The sequence below is a fragment of the Enterobacter cloacae complex sp. 2015409 genome (genome assembly GCF_041365315.1).
Taxonomy (GTDB): domain Bacteria; phylum Pseudomonadota; class Gammaproteobacteria; order Enterobacterales; family Enterobacteriaceae; genus Enterobacter; species Enterobacter pseudoroggenkampii.
In genome coordinates, this window is the sequence record NZ_JBFTVM010000007.1 from 1 (window position 1) to 17527 (window position 17527).

The window sequence follows — 17527 nt, forward strand, 5'->3', positions numbered from 1 at the left end:
GCGCGGTGGTCCCACCTGACCCCATGCCGAACTCAGAAGTGAAACGCCGTAGCGCCGATGGTAGTGTGGGGTCTCCCCATGTGAGAGTAGGGAACTGCCAGGCATCAATTAAGAAGAACCCCGTACCGTAAGGTGCGGGGTTTTTTGCTTTTGTTTTTCCCCCTCCTTGAAACTTTCTCACCTTCTGCTTGCAGACTCGACATTCAAACCATTTCTGGGTATCGTTAGCTATCTGGATGTCTAAACGTTTATACGTATGCTGTGAGGATATAAAGCTATGCCGATTCGGGTGCAGGACGAGCTACCAGCCGTCAATTTCTTGCGTGAAGAAAACGTCTTCGTCATGACGGCTTCGCGTGCGACAGGTCAGGAAATTCGCCCGCTGAAGGTGCTTATTCTCAATCTGATGCCAAAAAAGATCGAAACAGAAAACCAGTTCCTGCGTCTTCTGTCGAACTCCCCGCTGCAGGTCGATATCCAGCTGCTGCGAATCGACGCCCGTGAGTCACGTAACACGCCTTCTGAGCATCTGAACAACTTCTACTGCAACTTCGATGACATCCAGGGTGAAAACTTCGACGGACTGATTGTGACCGGCGCCCCGCTGGGTCTGGTTGAATTTAACGATGTCGCCTACTGGCCGCAGATCAAACAGGTCCTGGAGTGGGCAAAAGATCACGTCACGTCCACATTGTTTGTCTGTTGGGCGGTACAAGCCGCACTGAATATTCTCTATGGCATCCCCAAGCAAACCCGCACTGAAAAGCTCTCCGGCGTATACGAACACCATATTCTCCATCCACATGCGTTGCTGACGCGCGGGTTTGATGATTCTTTCCTGGCCCCGCATTCTCGCTACGCTGACTTCCCGGCCCAGCTGATTCGTGATTACACCGATCTGGAGATCCTGGCCGAAACGGAAGATGGAGATGCTTATCTGTTTGCCAGCAAGGATAAACGCATTGCATTCGTAACCGGGCATCCTGAGTACGATCCGCATACCCTTGCGTCAGAGTATTTCCGTGATGTCGAAGCGGGTCTCAATCCGGATGTCCCGTACAACTATTTCCCGAAAGACGATCCGCAAAACAAACCGAGAGCAACCTGGCGCAGCCACGGGAATTTGCTTTTTACTAACTGGCTCAACTATTACGTCTATCAGATAACGCCATACGATCTGCGTCACATGAATCCAACGCTGGAGTAATCGTCTGCACTAAACGATCCTAAAGCGTTTCAGCTATTCAAATCAGGCACCTTCGGGTGTCTTTTTTATTTCCGAAATACCGCTCATCATTCAGTCAAACTTTAATCTCAATAAAATCAAATAATTAATTGCAATTTACAATTAAAATGGAAATTGTTTTTGATTTTGGAAAAAATAGAGATAGTCTTAATTCTGCTGAGCGAAAACTACCCAACGATCTTTCGTTCGCATCGGGAGCGTGATTTTGGATCTTTGATGAGGAGCAGAGTAATGACTCAACAGGCAACGACGGTCGATGAACTGGCCTTTACCCAGCCGTATGGCGAGCAAGAACAGCAAGTTTTGACGGCGGAAGCGGTAGAATTTCTGACTGAACTGGTGACTCGCTTTACGCCGCAGCGTAATAAGCTGCTGGCGGCACGTATTCATCAGCAGCAGGAAATTGACGATGGCAAGTTGCCTGGATTCATTTCGGAAACCGCTTCCATTCGTCGTGGCGAGTGGAAAATCCGCGGCATCCCTGAAGATTTACAGGATCGTCGCGTTGAGATCACCGGTCCGGTAGAGCGCAAAATGGTGATCAACGCCATGAACGCCAACGTTAAAGTCTTTATGGCCGATTTTGAAGACTCACTGGCGCCTGACTGGAACAAAGTTATCGACGGGCAGATCAACCTGCGCGATGCCGTGAACGGCACCATCAGCTATACCAACGAAGCCGGCAAAATTTACCAGCTCAAGCCGAACCCGGCGGTGCTGATCTGTCGCGTTCGCGGCCTGCACCTGCCTGAAAAACATGTCACCTGGCGTGGGGAAGCTATTCCGGGCAGCCTGTTTGATTTCGCACTCTATTTCTTCCACAACTACAAGAACCTGCTGGCAAAAGGCAGCGGCCCCTATTTCTATCTGCCAAAAACGCAGGCCTGGCAGGAAGCGGCCTGGTGGAGCGAGGTGTTCAGCTATGCGGAAGATCGTTTCAACCTGCCGCGTGGCACCATCAAGGCCACGCTGCTGATTGAAACGCTGCCCGCCGTGTTCCAGATGAATGAAATTCTGCACGCCCTGAGAGACCACATTGTTGGCCTGAACTGCGGACGCTGGGACTATATTTTCAGCTACATCAAAACCCTGAAAAACTATCCCGATCGCGTGCTGCCGGATCGCCAGGTCGTGACCATGGATAAACCGTTCCTGAGCGCCTACTCGCGTCTGCTGATCAAAACCTGCCACAAGCGCGGTGCCTTTGCGATGGGCGGCATGGCGGCATTTATCCCGAGCAAAGACGCAGAGCGCAACAATCAGGTGCTCAACAAGGTGAAGGCCGACAAAGAGCTTGAAGCCCGTAACGGTCACGACGGCACGTGGATTGCCCATCCCGGCCTGGCCGATACGGCGATGGAGGTCTTCAACAGCGTACTCGGTGACAATAAAAACCAGCTGTTTGTTACGCGCGAAGAGGATGCCCCAACGGCTGAAGAACAGCTGCTGGCTCCGTGTGCGGGCGAGCGGACGGAAGAGGGCATGCGTGCCAATATTCGCGTCGCCGTGCAATACATCGAAGCGTGGATCTCCGGCAACGGCTGCGTGCCGATCTACGGCCTGATGGAAGATGCCGCGACGGCGGAGATCTCACGTACCTCCATCTGGCAGTGGATCCACCATCAAAAAACGCTCAGCAACGGCAAGCCGGTGACCAAATCTCTGTTCCGCCAGATGCTGGCCGAAGAGATGCGGGTGATCCAGGACGAGCTGGGCGAACACCGCTTCAGCAGCGGGCGTTTTGACGACGCTGCCCGCCTGATGGAGCAAATCACCACATCAGATGACTTAATCGACTTCCTGACCCTGCCGGGCTACCGCTTCCTGGCGTAACTCACCACATAACAATATGGAGCATCTGCACATGAAAACCCGTACCCAACAAATCGAAGAGTTAAAGAAAGAGTGGACACAACCTCGCTGGGAAGGCATCCGCCGTCCTTACAGCGCGGAGGAAGTGGTGAAATTACGCGGCTCGGTCAATCCGGAATGCACGCTGGCGCAAAATGGCGCGGCGAAAATGTGGAAGCTGCTGCACGGTGGCTCTAAAAAAGGCTACATCAACAGCCTCGGCGCGCTGACCGGCGGTCAGGCGCTGCAGCAGGCGAAGGCCGGTATTGAGGCGATTTACCTCTCCGGCTGGCAGGTCGCGGCGGACGCCAACCTGGCCTCCAGCATGTATCCGGATCAGTCGCTCTATCCGGCTAACTCCGTGCCGTCGGTTGTGGATCGGATCAACAATACCTTCCGTCGAGCGGATCAGATCCAGTGGGCTGCCGGTATCGAACCTGGCGATCCGCGCTTTATTGACTACTTCCTGCCGATCGTCGCGGATGCGGAAGCGGGCTTCGGCGGCGTGCTGAATGCCTTCGAGCTGATGAAATCGATGATTGAGGCCGGTGCAGCGGCCGTTCACTTCGAAGACCAGCTGGCGTCAGTGAAGAAATGCGGACACATGGGCGGTAAGGTGCTCGTTCCTACCCAGGAAGCCGTGCAGAAGCTGGTTGCCGCGCGTCTGGCTGCTGACGTGCTCGGCGTGCCGACGCTGGTGATTGCCCGTACCGATGCCGACGCGGCTGACCTGATCACCTCTGACTGCGACCCGTACGATAGCGAATTCATCACCGGCGAGCGTACCAGCGAAGGCTTTTACCGCACACATGCCGGCATTGAGCAGGCGATCAGCCGCGGCCTGGCGTACGCGCCGTACGCGGACCTGGTCTGGTGTGAAACCTCCACGCCGGATCTGGCGCTGGCAAAACGCTTTGCCGACGCCATCCATGCGAAATACCCGGGCAAACTGCTGGCCTACAACTGCTCGCCGTCCTTCAACTGGCAGAAAAAGCTGGATGACAAAACGATCGCCAGCTTCCAGCAGCAGCTGTCCGACATGGGCTACAAATACCAGTTCATTACTCTGGCAGGCATCCACAGCATGTGGTTTAACATGTTCGACCTGGCGCACGCCTACGCGCAGGGTGAGGGCATGAAGCACTACGTTGAGAAGGTGCAGCAGCCGGAGTTTGCCGCGGGTAAAGACGGCTACACCTTCGTGTCTCACCAGCAGGAGGTGGGAACCGGCTACTTTGATAATGTGACCACGATTATTCAGGGCGGCACCTCCTCCGTCACCGCCTTAACGGGTTCAACGGAAGAAGCACAGTTCTAATCTTTTCCCCCTCTCCCCTCTGGGGAGAGGGTTGGGTAAGGGGAATATATGTCGCGTGGCCTGGAATTACTGATTGCCCAAACTATTTTGCAGGGCTTTGATGCCCAGTATGGTCGTTTTCTTGAAGTGACATCCGGCGCGCAGCAGCGCTTTGAACATGCAGACTGGCATGCGGTTCAGCAGGCCATGAAGCAGCGTATCCATCTCTATGATCACCACGTGGGTCTGGTGGTGGAGCAGCTGCGCTGTATTACCGACGGTAAAAGTCCCGACGCGGAATTTTTACTGCGCGTGAAGGAGCACTACACCCATTTGTTACCCGACTACCCTCGCTTCGAGATTGCGGAGAGCTTTTTCAACTCCGTCTATTGCCGGTTATTTGACCACCGCTCATTATCTCCTGAGCGGTTATTTATCTTCAGCTCCCAGCCCGAGCGGCGCTTTCGAACCATCCCACGTCCGCTGGCGAAAGATTTCTTTCCCGATCGCGGATGGGAAAAGCTCCTGCACCGCGTGCTAACGGATTTGCCGCTGCGCCTGCCCTGGGAGAATAAAACCCGGGATATCGGCTATATTCATACCCATCTCAATGAAGCCTTCGGCGCGGAGGTGCTCAGCCACAGCCATTTGCAGGTGGCCAACGAGCTTTTCTACCGCAATAAAGCCGCCTGGCTGGTGGGCAAACTGGTTACGCCAACCGCCATTGTGCCGTTTCTGCTGCCGATTCACCGTACCGACGACGGGGAACTGTTTGTCGATACCTGCCTGACCACCGGCGCCGAGGCCAGCATCGTGTTTGGTTTCGCCCGCTCTTATTTCATGGTGTACGCCCCGCTGCCTGCCGCGCTGGTGGAGTGGCTGCGCGAGATCCTGCCGGGTAAAACCACCGCCGAGCTGTATATGGCGATTGGCTGCCAGAAGCACGCCAAGACGGAAAGCTATCGGGAGTACCTGCGCTATGTCACCACGGCCGATGAGCAGTTTATCGAAGCGCCAGGCATTCGCGGTATGGTGATGCTGGTCTTTACGCTGCCGGGCTTCGACCGGGTCTTTAAGGTGATTAAAGACAGATTCGCCCCGCAGAAAGAGATGACCGCCGCGCACGTTCGCGCCTGCTACCAGCTGGTCAAAGAGCACGATCGCGTCGGGCGCATGGCGGATACCCAGGAATTCGAAAACTTTGTGCTGGATAAACAGCAGATCGACCCGGCGCTCATGACGCTTTTGATGCAGGAAGCGCCTGCGAAAATCACCGATCTGGGTGACAAAATCGTGATTAGCCATCTCTATATTGAGCGCCGTATGGTGCCGCTGAATATCTGGCTTGAGCAGTCCGAAGGTCAGGCGCTGCGGGATGCCATTGAAGAGTACGGCAACGCGATTCGCCAGCTCGCCGCCGCCAATATTTTCCCGGGCGACATGCTGTTTAAAAACTTCGGCGTCACCCGTCACGGGCGGGTGGTGTTCTACGATTACGACGAAATTTGCTACATGACCGAAGTGAATTTCCGCGATATCCCACCGCCCCGCTACCCGGAAGATGAGCTTTCCGGTGAGCCGTGGTACAGCGTCTCGCCGGGCGATGTGTTTCCGGAGGAGTTTCGCCACTGGCTGTGTGCCGACCCGCGCATCGGGCCGTTATTTGAAGAAATGCATGCCGATCTGTTCCGCGCCAGCTACTGGCGCGGACTGCAAACGCGGATCAGAAATGGGCACGTGGAAGATGTGTATGCATACCGCCGCAAGCAGCGGTTTTGCATCCGCTTTTCTCCCTCTCCCTGTGGGAGAGGGCCGGGGTGAGGGCATCAGGCCGCACTCAATTTTAACGAATCCCACCGTACGCGAGCGTCACCTCTTTCGCCGCCTTAATCACCAGCGCACCAAGCTCGGTCACGCGGTCATCGGTCATGCGCGAAATCGGCCCGGAGATGGAGATGGCGGCAAACGGCTCGCGGTGTTCGTCGAAAATGCAGGCCGCGAGGCAGCGCAGGCCCAGGGCATGTTCTTCATCATCAAACGAATAGCCGCGCTTGCGGGTCAGGGCCAGATCTTCTTTCAGATGCACGGGCGACACCAGGGTGGCGTGGGTATAGGCGTGCAGCCCTTTACGGTGCAGCAGCCCCGTCACCTGCTCCTCGCTCAGCTGCGAGAGAAATGCTTTCCCCGCCCCGGACGCGTGCATCGGCAGCTTGCCGCCAATCGGTGCGGACATGCGCATCAGCTGCGTGCACTGCACCTGGTCGATGATAATCGCCTGATGGTCGCTCTGGTCCAGTACCGCCAGGTTTACCGTCTCGCCGGACTCCTCCATCAGCTTGCGCAGAATCGGGTGCACAATCGCCAGCAGGTTGCGGCTCTGCAGGAAGCTGCTGCCGACGATAAACGCGTGCGCGCCCACCGCCCAGTGCCCCAGCTCGCCCACCTGACGCACAAAGCCCAGCTGCTGCATGGTGGTCAGCAGGCGGTGCGTTGTGGAGTTAGGAAGGCCAGCCTGCTGGGCCAGCTCCGTCAGGGCCACGCTGCTGTGCGACTCGGCTATCCACTCCAGCAGCTTCAGACCGCGCGTGAGCGATTGAACCTGTCCGCCCTGTTGTGCGGCTGTGGTGGCAGCAGGCTTTCTGCCGCGTTTGGCGGGAACGGTCGCGACCATGGCGATCTCCTTTTTCTGTATCGTGGAAATCATTTTCGTTTTATTTGGTGAATTTGCAACCGTTATCCTGACTGATCGGAGGAGTGATGGTGAACATGTCTCATGTTACCCCTGAGTGGCTTTTCCACCCTGCGAGATTGTGCCAGTATGGAAAGCAGCCTTTTGGCCTTGTTGAGCGTTGTCGGGAGCAAGTGTGAGCAGCAAAGTAGAGCAACTGCGTGCGCAGTTAAATGAACGAATTCTGGTGCTGGACGGCGGCATGGGCACCATGATCCAGAGCTATCGTCTGAGTGAAGACGATTTCCGCGGCGAGCGCTTTGCCGACTGGCCATGCGACCTGAAAGGGAACAACGACCTGCTGGTGCTCAGCAAGCCGTCCGTGATTAAGGATATCCATAACGCCTACTTCGAAGCGGGTGCGGATATCGTTGAAACCAACACCTTCAACTCGACAACCATCGCCATGGCGGATTACCAGATGGAATCCCTGTCGGCGGAAATCAACCTGGAAGCCGCGAAGCTGGCGCGCGCCTGCGCCGACGAGTGGACGGCCCGCACGCCGGACAAGCCTCGCTACGTTGCCGGGGTGCTAGGCCCGACGAACCGCACCGCGTCGATTTCACCGGACGTCAACGACCCGGCGTTTCGTAATATCACCTTTGACCAGCTGGTTGCCGCCTACCGCGAATCGACCAGAGCGCTGGTGGAAGGCGGCTCCGACCTGATCCTGATTGAAACCGTCTTCGACACCCTCAACGCCAAAGCCGCAATTTACGCGGTGAAAGAGGAGTTTGAGGCGCTGGGCGTTGACCTGCCGATCATGATTTCCGGCACCATCACCGACGCCTCCGGCCGCACCCTGTCCGGTCAGACAACCGAAGCGTTTTATAACTCCCTGCGCCACGCCGAAGCGCTCTCCTTTGGCCTTAACTGCGCGCTGGGGCCGGATGAACTGCGTCAGTACGTGCAGGAGCTGTCCCGTATCGCGGAATGCTACGTCACCGCCCACCCGAACGCCGGTCTGCCGAACGCGTTCGGTGAATACGATCTCGATGCCGACACCATGGCGGCGCAAATCCGCGAGTGGGCCGAGTCTGGCTTCCTGAACATTGTCGGCGGCTGTTGCGGCACCACGCCGGAGCACATCGCGGCCATGAGCAACGCCGTCGCCGGACTGCCGCCGCGCAGGCTGCCCGAGCTGCCGGTTGCCTGTCGCCTTTCCGGCCTTGAGCCGTTGACCATCGGCGACGACAGCCTGTTTGTGAACGTGGGTGAGCGTACTAACGTCACCGGTTCTGCAAAGTTCAAGCGCCTGATTAAAGAAGAGAAGTACAGCGAAGCGCTGGACGTTGCCCGCCAGCAGGTGGAAAGCGGCGCGCAGATTATCGATATCAATATGGATGAGGGGATGCTCGACGCCGAAGCGGCGATGGTGCGTTTCCTCAACCTGATCGCCGGTGAGCCGGACATCGCCCGCGTGCCGATCATGATTGACTCCTCCAAATGGGAAGTCATCGAAAAAGGGCTGAAGTGCATTCAGGGTAAAGGCATCGTCAACTCTATCTCTATGAAAGAGGGCGTTGATATCTTTATCCACCACGCGAAAATGGTCCGCCGCTACGGTGCCGCCGTGGTGGTCATGGCCTTTGACGAAGTGGGCCAGGCGGATACCCGCGAGCGCAAAATCGAGATTTGCCGCCGCGCGTACAAGATTTTGACCGAAGAGGTGGGCTTCCCGCCGGAAGACATCATCTTTGACCCGAACATCTTCGCCGTGGCGACCGGCATCGAAGAGCATAATAACTATGCCCAGGACTTTATCGGCGCGTGCGAGGACATCAAGCGCGAGCTGCCGCATGCGCTGATTTCCGGCGGCGTATCGAACGTGTCGTTCTCGTTCCGCGGTAACGACCCGGTGCGTGAAGCGATCCACGCCGTGTTCCTCTACTACGCCATCCGCAACGGCATGGACATGGGGATCGTTAACGCCGGACAGCTGGCGATTTACGACGACCTTCCTGCCGAGCTGCGCGATGCCGTCGAGGACGTGATCCTTAACCGCCGCGACGACGCCACCGAGCGCATGCTGGACCTGGCGGAGAAATACCGCGGCAGCAAATCGGATGAGGCGGCAAACGTTCAGCAGGCCGAGTGGCGTTCCTGGGACGTGAAAAAGCGTCTGGAATACTCGCTGGTTAAAGGCATTACCGAATTTATCGAGCTCGATACCGAAGAGGCGCGCCAGCAGGCAGCCCGCCCGATTGAGGTCATTGAAGGCCCGCTGATGGACGGCATGAACGTGGTCGGCGATCTGTTTGGCGAAGGCAAAATGTTCCTGCCGCAGGTGGTGAAATCCGCCCGCGTGATGAAGCAGGCAGTGGCGTATCTTGAGCCCTACATCGAAGCCAGCAAAGAGAAAGGTTCCAGCAACGGCAAGATGGTCATTGCCACCGTGAAGGGCGACGTGCACGACATCGGCAAGAATATTGTCGGCGTGGTGCTGCAGTGCAATAACTACGAAATTATCGACCTCGGCGTGATGGTCCCGGCGGATAAAATCCTCAAGACCGCGCGCGAAGTGAACGCTGACCTGATTGGCCTCTCCGGGCTGATTACGCCGTCGCTGGACGAGATGGTTAACGTGGCGAAGGAGATGGAGCGTCAGGGCTTCACCATTCCGCTGCTGATTGGCGGGGCGACCACCTCCAAAGCGCACACGGCGGTGAAAATCGAGCAGAACTACAGCGGGCCGACGGTGTACGTGCAGAACGCCTCGCGCACCGTGGGCGTGGTCTCCGCGCTGCTCTCTGACACCCAGCGCGACGATTTTGTGGCGCGCACCCGCAAAGAGTACGAAACCGTCCGCATCCAGCACGGCCGTAAGAAGCCGCGCACCCCGCCTGTTTCACTCCAGGCGGCGCGCGACAACGATCTGGCCTTTGACTGGTCGAGCTATACGCCGCCGGTCGCGCATCGCCTGGGCGTTCAGGAGGTCAGTGCCAGCATCGAGACGCTGCGCAACTACATCGACTGGACGCCGTTCTTTATGACCTGGTCGCTGGCGGGTAAATATCCGCGCATCCTGGAGGATGAGGTGGTAGGCGAGGAGGCGAAGCGCCTGTTTAAAGATGCCAACGACATGCTCGACACGCTGAGCGCAGAGAAGACCCTCAACCCACGGGGCGTGGTGGGGCTGTTCCCGGCTAACCGTGTGGGTGACGACATCGAAATTTACCGCGATGAAACCCGCACTCACGTACTGGCGGTCAGCCGCCATCTGCGTCAGCAAACCGAGAAAGTGGGCTTTGCCAACTACTGCCTGGCCGATTTCGTCGCGCCGAAGTTAAGTGGTAAAGCCGACTATATCGGCGCCTTTGCGGTAACCGGCGGTCTGGAAGAAGATGCGCTGGCGGACGCGTTCGAAGCGCAGCACGATGATTACAATAAAATCATGGTGAAAGCGATTGCCGACCGCCTGGCGGAAGCCTTCGCCGAGTACCTCCACGAGCGCGTGCGTAAGGTGCACTGGGGCTACGCGGCGAACGAAAACCTCAGCAATGAGGATCTGATCCGCGAAAATTACCAGGGGATTCGTCCGGCACCGGGCTATCCGGCCTGCCCGGAACACACCGAAAAAGGCACCATCTGGAAACTGCTGGACGTAGAAGCGCATACAGGTATGAAGCTCACCGAGTCGTTCGCCATGTGGCCGGGCGCGTCAGTCTCAGGCTGGTACTTCAGCCATCCGGACAGCAAGTACTTCGCCGTGGCGCAGCTGCAGCGGGATCAGATCGAAGATTACGCCTTGCGCAAAGGGATGAGCGTATCAGAAGTGGAGCGCTGGCTGGCCCCTAATCTCGGCTACGACGCCGACTAAAATCACTTTTCCTTACAACAAACAGGGCACCTCAATGGTGCCTTGTCTCTTTCTTACGCTTAAACCCTTATACTGAACCTATGGAAAACGAATAACGATAAGGAGGAAAACCTTCCGTGCTGACCCTGTTACATCTGCTCTCTGCAGTCGCACTGCTCGTATGGGGCACCCATATCGTCCGTACCGGCGTGATGCGCGTTTTTGGCGCCCGTTTACGTACCGTCCTCAGCAGCAGCGTTGAGAAGAAGCCGCTCGCCTTCTGCGCGGGCATTGGCGTAACGGCACTGGTTCAGAGCAGCAACGCCACAACCCTGCTTGTCACCTCCTTTGTGGCGCAGGATCTGGTGGCGCTGGCCCCGGCGCTGGTCATTGTGCTGGGGGCTGATGTGGGTACCGCGCTGATGGCGCGTATCCTGACGTTCGATCTCTCCTGGCTGTCACCGCTGCTGATTTTTATAGGCGTGATCTTCTTCCTCGGCCGCAAACAGACGCGGGCCGGCCAGCTTGGACGCGTGGGGATTGGCCTGGGGCTGATCCTGCTGGCGCTGGAGCTGATTGTGCAGGCGGTCACCCCTATTACCGAGGCCAACGGCGTTCAGGTCATCTTCGCTTCCCTGACCGGGGACATCATGCTCGACGCGCTGATTGGCGCGGTGTTTGCCATCGTCAGCTACTCCAGCCTGGCCGCCGTGCTGCTGACGGCCACGCTCACCGCCGCTGGGGCGATCTCCTTCCCGGTCGCGCTGTGCCTGGTGATCGGTGCCAACCTCGGCTCGGGCCTGCTGGCGATGCTCAATAACAGCGCGGCCAACGCCGCCGCCCGCCGCGTGGCGCTCGGCAGCCTGCTGTTTAAGCTGGTGGGCAGCCTGATTATCCTGCCCTTTATACACCCGCTGGCGAACCTGATGGACAACCTCCCGCTGCCGAAGGCGGAGCTGGTGATCTATTTCCACGTGTTCTACAACCTGGTGCGCTGCCTGGCGATGGTACCTTTTGCCGGGTCGATGGCCCGCTTCTGCGAACGCCTCATTCAGGACGAACCGGAGCTGGATGCGCGCCTGAAACCGAAGCACCTGGATACGTCCGCGCTGGATACCCCGGCGCTGGCGCTGGCGAATGCCGCGCGCGAGACGCTGCGCATGGGCGACGCAATGGAAACCATGCTCGAAGGCCTGCAAAAGGTGATGCACGGCGAGCCGCGTGAAGAGAAAGAGCTGCGCAGGTTAGCTGACGATATCAACGTGCTCTATACCGCCATCAAGCTTTACCTGGCGCGCATGCCGCAGGACGAGCTGGCGGAAGAGGAGTCTCGCCGCTGGGCGGAAATTATCGAGATGTCGCTCAATCTTGAGCAGGCCTCCGATATCGTTGAGCGCATGGGCAGCGAGATCGCCGATAAATCGCTGGCCGCACGCCGGGCGTTCTCCGTTGAAGGCCTGAAGGAGCTGGAAGCGCTGCACGAGCAGCTGGTCAGTAATCTGAAGCTGGCGATGCTGGTCTTCTTTTCCAGCGACGTCCCGAGCGCGCGCCGCCTGCGCCGCAACAAGCATCGATTCCGCATTCTTAACCGCCGCTACTCGCACGCCCACGTTGAGCGTCTGCACCAGCAAAACGTGCAGAGTATCGAAACCAGCTCACTCCACCTGGGACTGCTGGGGGATATGAAGCGCCTCAACTCATTGTTCTGCGCGGTGGCGTACAGCGTGATGGAACAGCCGGATGAAGACGACGAGCGGGATGAGTATTAATCTCTGAAAGCGCCTCGCAAAACGGTTTTGTGAGGCGTGATTCCCCATAAAGAGCAATTTATTCTTCAACCCTTACATTTTTAAGGGAATAGAAAATGCTCAATTATTACGCTACACTTCGCCAATTCATGCGCATTCCAATGGGGGTTCTCATGCGCGGTGCTAATAGCATTAAAAAATCAGTGAATGTTTCCCTGTCGCCCGAAATCCTTGAAGAGGCGCGACGGCTTAAACTTAATCTCTCTGCCGTGCTCACGGCTGCACTGCAGGAGCAGTTTCGTGCGCATCAGCGTGCAGAGTGGTTAGCAGAAAATAAAGCTTCTATCGAGGCCATTAACCAATGGGTTGATGAAAACGGCTCCTTTAGTGACTTTCAGAGGTCGTTCTGATGGAGCAATATTTTGCTTATGAGAATGAAGGTAAGGGGAAAACTGCCTATCCCTGGCTAATCAATATGCAGCATCCCGTGGCTAATGTGATGAAGCATGTTCTGGTCGCCCCCGCAGTTGAACTTAGCCATCTGGGAGGCATTCAGCCACCTGCGAAAGTGTGCCCTGTCGTTGAGATAGCGGGTAAACCCTGTGTGGTAATGATGCACATGATGGCAGGCATATCGCCAAAAGAGTTAGGCGAGCGTGTCGCCGATCTTACGCAAAACCGTGCTTCATTGCGGGATGCACTCGATTTTTTGATCAACGGTTACTAACACTTTTTTGTCAGCCGCAAGGTAAGGTATATTTCGCCCTTCACAGGAGAAACTATGCTGCCAACTCAATCAACCCGATTAAACAAATACATTAGCGAGAGCGGGATCTGCTCACGTCGCGAGGCTGACCGTTACATTGAACAAGGTAACGTGTTTCTTAACGGCAAACGCGCCACCATCGGCGATCAGGTGGTGCCTGGCGATGTGGTTAAAGTGAATGGTCAGGTCATCGAACCGCGTGATGCTGAAGACCTGGTGTTTATCGCGTTGAACAAACCGGTTGGGATTGTCAGCACCACTGAAGACGGTGAGCGGGACAACATCGTTGATTTCGTGAACCACAGCAGCCGTATCTTCCCGATTGGCCGTCTGGATAAAGACTCTCAGGGGCTGATTTTCCTCACCAACCACGGCGATCTGGTCAACAAGATCCTGCGTGCCGGTAACGATCACGAGAAAGAGTACATTGTGACGGTGAATAAGCCGGTCACGGACGACTTCATTCGCGGTATGGGCGCCGGTGTGCCGATCCTTGGTACCGTTACGAAAAAGTGTAAGGTGAAGAAAGAAGCGCCGTTCGCGTTCCGCATTACCCTGGTGCAGGGCTTAAACCGCCAGATCCGCCGCATGTGCGAACATTTCGGTTATGAAGTGACGAAGCTTGAGCGCACGCGCATCATGAACGTCAGCCTGTCCGGCATTCCGCTGGGCGAATGGCGCGACTTAACGGACGACGAACTGATCGAGCTGTTCAAGCTTATCGAGAATTCCTCGTCCGAAGCGAAGCCGAAGGCCAAAGCCAAACCGAAAACCCAGGCGATTAAGCGCCCGGTGGTGAAGGCGCCGCAGGCGGAAGAGAAAGGGCGCGGCAAGCCGGGCAACGGAAAACGCTTTACCCAGCCGGGGCGCAAAAAGAAAGGGCGCTGATTAGCGCCTTCCACGGGTAGACGTTGTGGCCGACCAGGAAAAGGTCGCCTCTGCATCCGGTTTATAAGCCTGCTCTTTTTTCAGCTTGCGGGCTTTTTTCGCCGCGGCGTCACGCTGCGCCATCAGCTTATCGATGTACTCTTTTTTCACCTGATTGGTTTCGGCGTTCGTCAGCGTGCGGCCATGTGCGATACGGGCGCGGTCGAGAAGCGTTTTCAGTTCGCGCTGCTCGGCTTCGGTCATGTCTTTCTGGGTCAAACGTGGTGTAGCCATTGCTGAAGCCTCCTGAGAGAGAGGCTTCAGTGTAAAGCAAGCAGCGTAAATTAACCCTGCTTCACCGCATCTTTTTTTGTTTGTTCATCAATCGGTTTGCCGGACCAGTAGCCCGCCAGCAGCGAGCCGGAGAGGTTGTGCCAGACGGAGAACAGCGCGCCAGGCAGGGCCGCCAGCGGGGAGAAGTAAATTTTACCAAGCGCCGCCGCCAGGCCGGAGTTCTGCATCCCTACCTCGATTGCCAGCGTGCGGCAGGTCGATTCGTCGAAGCCAAACAGTCTCCCGCCCCAGTAGCCGCCCAGCAGACCAATGGTGTTATGCAGCACCACCGCGACGATCACTACAAAGCCTACGGAAGCAATGTGCGAGGCGGAGCCCGCTACCACGGCGCTGATGATCGCCAGAATACAGACCATCGAAAATGCGGGCAGGTATGGCTCAACGGCCTTCACCACGCGCGGTAAAAGATGGTGAATGACCAGCCCCAGCGCAATCGGGATCACCACGATTTGCAGAATGCTCAGCAGCATGCCCATCACGTCCACCTGAATATGCGCATCCACGTACAGGCGGGTTAACAGCGGCGTGGCAATCACGCCCACCAGCGTAGAGACGGATGAGATAGTGACGGAGAGCGCCACGTCACCTTTCGCCAGATAGATCATGACGTTGGACGCCGTGCCGCTGGCCACGCTGCCCACCAGCACCATCCCGGCGGAAAGGTCGGGCGGCATCTTAAAGGCCATCGCCAGCAGCCACGCCGCGAGCGGCATCACCAGGTAGTGCAGAAATATTCCTGCCGCGACGGGCGCAGGGCGAGACAGCACGCGTTTAAAGTCGTCGACTTTCAGATGCACGCCCATACCGAACATGATCAGCATCAGCAGCGTGGTGACCCACGGACCAATACCGGTGAACGTGGTGGGCGTGTAATACGCGAGTACGGAGAGCAGCAGCGCCCATAGCGGGAACAGCCGCGTAATAGCGGATAACATAATGATTTCCTTGCGATGAATGTTGTGTGTGTTTGTTATAAAAAGCCGGGATCGAGCCCGGCTATAGTTATTGTTTATCGCGTAAGGAAGTAATATTCAAATGAATTATGACCGGATGCTTTCCCAGCTCAGACTAAAGCGAGCCAGATATTTGCGCAGTCGGTCGGCGTCGTTAGGATTGGCTTTTTTGAGCCGTGAAACGGCAAACAGCTCACGTCCGGCTTCAGACAACGATGCGCTGCGGCGACATACCTCCAGCACCGTTTCAAGTTGCCGCTGGTCAAAGAGGTCAATCTCCATGTCAGTTGCAGGCTGCGTCACGTCAGTTTGCCAGTCGGTCTGAAGACGTGAGATCTCCTCCAGCACCAGATCCTGAGTAATACGCCCTCGTTCCGCCAGCGTCGCCATGCGTGCGACGCTGGCGCTCAGTTCGCGAAAGTTGCCCCGCCACAGCGCCCTGCTGGAACAGGCAAAGGCCAGATAGCCTTCGCGCGCCTCTTTATCGAAGCGGATTTGCGTCTGGGTTTCGCGAGAGAAACGTTGAAGTTCGTAGTCGACATTCGGCGTTATGTCCTCTTTCCGTTGGGCAAGGCCTGGCAAGGCAAAGCTCCACATATTAATACGGGCATAGAGATCTTCACGAAAACGTCCCTCGGCCACCCACTGGCGCATATCACGGTGGGTTCCGGCGATAAGTTGAAAATCGCTGTGAACTTCTTTATCGGAGCCAAACGGGAAAAAAGTTTTCTCTTCAATGGCTTTGAGCAGCATCGCCTGTTCATCCAGGCCTAGTTCGGCAATCTCGTCGAGGAAAAGGACGCCGCCATCGGCTTCACGCAGCAGGCCGCTGCGCGCCGACAGTGCGCCGGTAAAGGCTCCTTTCACATGGCCGAACAGCGTGGACATGGCGTTATCACCGCGCAGGGTCGCGCAGTTGACGGAAACCAGCTTGCCGGAAACTTGATGGCGTGACTGCTTAAGCTGATAAATACGGTTCGCGAGGAACGACTTGCCCGCGCCGGTGGGGCCGGTCAGCAGGATCGGGGCTGTTGAACGTAGCGCCACGCGTTCAATCTTGTCGATAAGAGTGTTAAAGGTGGCATTTCGCGTATCAATGCCCGCTTTCAGAAATGAGATTGACTGCTGCTGCTCGCGCTGAAAACGGTTGGTAAGGGTCGTGTAGCGGCTTAAATCCAGGTCGATAATTGAGTAAGTTCCGGCTGCAGTCTCCTCAGCAGAGGCTTCTTTTCTGGCTGGGCCAGTCTGCAAAAGGCTGGCGGGAAGATAGCGGGCTTCCGTCAGCAGGAACCAGCAGATCTGCGCCACATGCGTGCCGGTGGTGATGTGGACGAAATACTCTTCGTGATCGGTATCAAAAGTGTACTGGGTGGCGAAATCGAGAAACGCGGCATAAACCTCTTCGAAATCCCACGGGTCTTCAATGATTACCGTGCTGGGACGCACCTCGGTGTGGGGGGAAACCAGCACAATATCTTCCGCCAGTTGCTGAGCCATGCCGAGATCTCGCGGTTGATGTAGCAGCTCCAGTCTGTCGACCGGGAAATCCGGCTGTTGGCACAGCCCGACGGTCGGTCGCCATTTGCGAAAGCGATTAGCCCGCTTTCCCCGTTTATCCATCACGGTGCCAAGCACCCCGATCACCACCTTCCGCTTCTTCATATTTATCCAGAAAGATAATTGTCGATATAACAGGATAAAAAATGTTGAGCCGAACGACAATGCATGAAAAGCCTGATAAATAAAAAAACATTAATTATCAATAAAATAAAAAAATAAAACGGCGTTTTTTGTTTTTGGCACGCTTCTGGCAATACAGATAATGTCACGACGTTGAGCACACTGGGGGTTAAGGCCTCGTCGGCGCACCAGGAACGGCAAGGCTGTTTTCCGGGGGCGTTCCGTCAACCAATGACAG

General features: G+C 56.7%; 13 protein-coding genes and 1 rRNA gene. 10 read left to right on the top strand and 4 right to left on the bottom strand.

Annotated elements, in window-relative coordinates; all coding sequences use genetic code 11:
- The 5 genes from rrf to aceK all read left to right on the top strand — a co-directional run.
- Positions 1-103: ribosomal RNA gene (gene rrf, locus ACDO57_RS20955) — 5S ribosomal RNA — on the top strand; the annotation flags it as partial.
- Positions 104-277: 174 nt separating this feature from the next.
- Positions 278-1207, top strand: coding sequence for a homoserine O-succinyltransferase (gene metA / locus ACDO57_RS20960; protein WP_024906663.1), 930 nt, complete (start codon positions 278-280; stop codon positions 1205-1207).
- A gap of 270 nt (positions 1208-1477) precedes the next feature.
- Complete coding sequence (gene aceB, locus ACDO57_RS20965; protein ID WP_370884548.1) at positions 1478-3079, top strand: malate synthase A; 1602 nt, start codon at positions 1478-1480, stop codon at positions 3077-3079.
- Between the two features lie 31 nt (positions 3080-3110).
- Positions 3111-4415, top strand: a complete 1305-nt coding sequence (aceA, locus tag ACDO57_RS20970; RefSeq protein WP_024906665.1) for an isocitrate lyase — start codon at positions 3111-3113, stop codon at positions 4413-4415.
- Between the two features lie 48 nt (positions 4416-4463).
- Positions 4464-6215 (top strand): bifunctional isocitrate dehydrogenase kinase/phosphatase, encoded by a 1752-nt coding sequence (aceK, locus tag ACDO57_RS20975; RefSeq protein WP_248166283.1) that lies wholly within the window; start codon positions 4464-4466, stop codon positions 6213-6215.
- A gap of 22 nt (positions 6216-6237) precedes the next feature.
- On the opposite strand, the gene iclR is transcribed toward aceK, so the two are convergent.
- Positions 6238-7065: a glyoxylate bypass operon transcriptional repressor IclR gene (iclR, locus tag ACDO57_RS20980; protein ID WP_075201537.1), complete on the bottom strand. Its 828-nt coding sequence runs from the start codon at positions 7063-7065 to the stop codon at positions 6238-6240.
- Between the two features lie 193 nt (positions 7066-7258).
- On the opposite strand from iclR, the gene metH reads away from it, so the two are divergent.
- From metH to rluF, 5 genes are all read left to right on the top strand, one after another.
- Positions 7259-10942: a methionine synthase gene (gene metH / locus ACDO57_RS20985; RefSeq protein ID WP_370884549.1), complete on the top strand. Its 3684-nt coding sequence runs from the start codon at positions 7259-7261 to the stop codon at positions 10940-10942.
- A gap of 116 nt (positions 10943-11058) precedes the next feature.
- Positions 11059-12690 carry a Na/Pi cotransporter family protein gene (locus ACDO57_RS20990; protein WP_370884550.1) on the top strand — a complete coding sequence of 544 codons (1632 nt, stop codon included), beginning with the start codon at positions 11059-11061 and terminating at the stop codon, positions 12688-12690.
- 95 nt (positions 12691-12785) lie between these two features.
- On the top strand, positions 12786-13079 hold the full coding sequence (locus ACDO57_RS20995; RefSeq protein ID WP_267217723.1) for a type II toxin-antitoxin system CcdA family antitoxin: 294 nt from the start codon (positions 12786-12788) through the stop codon (positions 13077-13079).
- Positions 13079-13396 carry a CcdB family protein gene (locus tag ACDO57_RS21000; protein ID WP_029740630.1) on the top strand — a complete coding sequence of 106 codons (318 nt, stop codon included), beginning with the start codon at positions 13079-13081 and terminating at the stop codon, positions 13394-13396. Before ACDO57_RS20995 ends, ACDO57_RS21000 begins: the two co-directional genes overlap by 1 nt.
- A 54-nt stretch (positions 13397-13450) precedes the next feature.
- On the top strand, positions 13451-14323 hold the full coding sequence (rluF, locus tag ACDO57_RS21005) for a 23S rRNA pseudouridine(2604) synthase RluF (RefSeq protein ID WP_048990571.1): 873 nt from the start codon (positions 13451-13453) through the stop codon (positions 14321-14323).
- Here the strand turns inward: rluF and ACDO57_RS21010 are convergent, their stop codons facing one another.
- From ACDO57_RS21010 to rtcR, 3 genes are all read right to left on the bottom strand, one after another.
- Positions 14324-14596, bottom strand: a complete 273-nt coding sequence (locus tag ACDO57_RS21010; protein WP_023309994.1) for a DUF3811 domain-containing protein — start codon at positions 14594-14596, stop codon at positions 14324-14326. It lies immediately after the preceding gene.
- A gap of 50 nt (positions 14597-14646) precedes the next feature.
- A complete protein-coding gene (panS, locus tag ACDO57_RS21015) occupies positions 14647-15591 on the bottom strand; it encodes a ketopantoate/pantoate/pantothenate transporter PanS (RefSeq protein ID WP_370884551.1) in 945 nt (314 codons plus the stop codon).
- Positions 15592-15696: 105 nt separating this feature from the next.
- Entirely contained in the window at positions 15697-17271 is a 1575-nt protein-coding gene (gene rtcR, locus ACDO57_RS21020) for an RNA repair transcriptional activator RtcR (protein WP_148770067.1), read from the bottom strand.
- Positions 17272-17527: the final 256 nt, after the last annotated feature.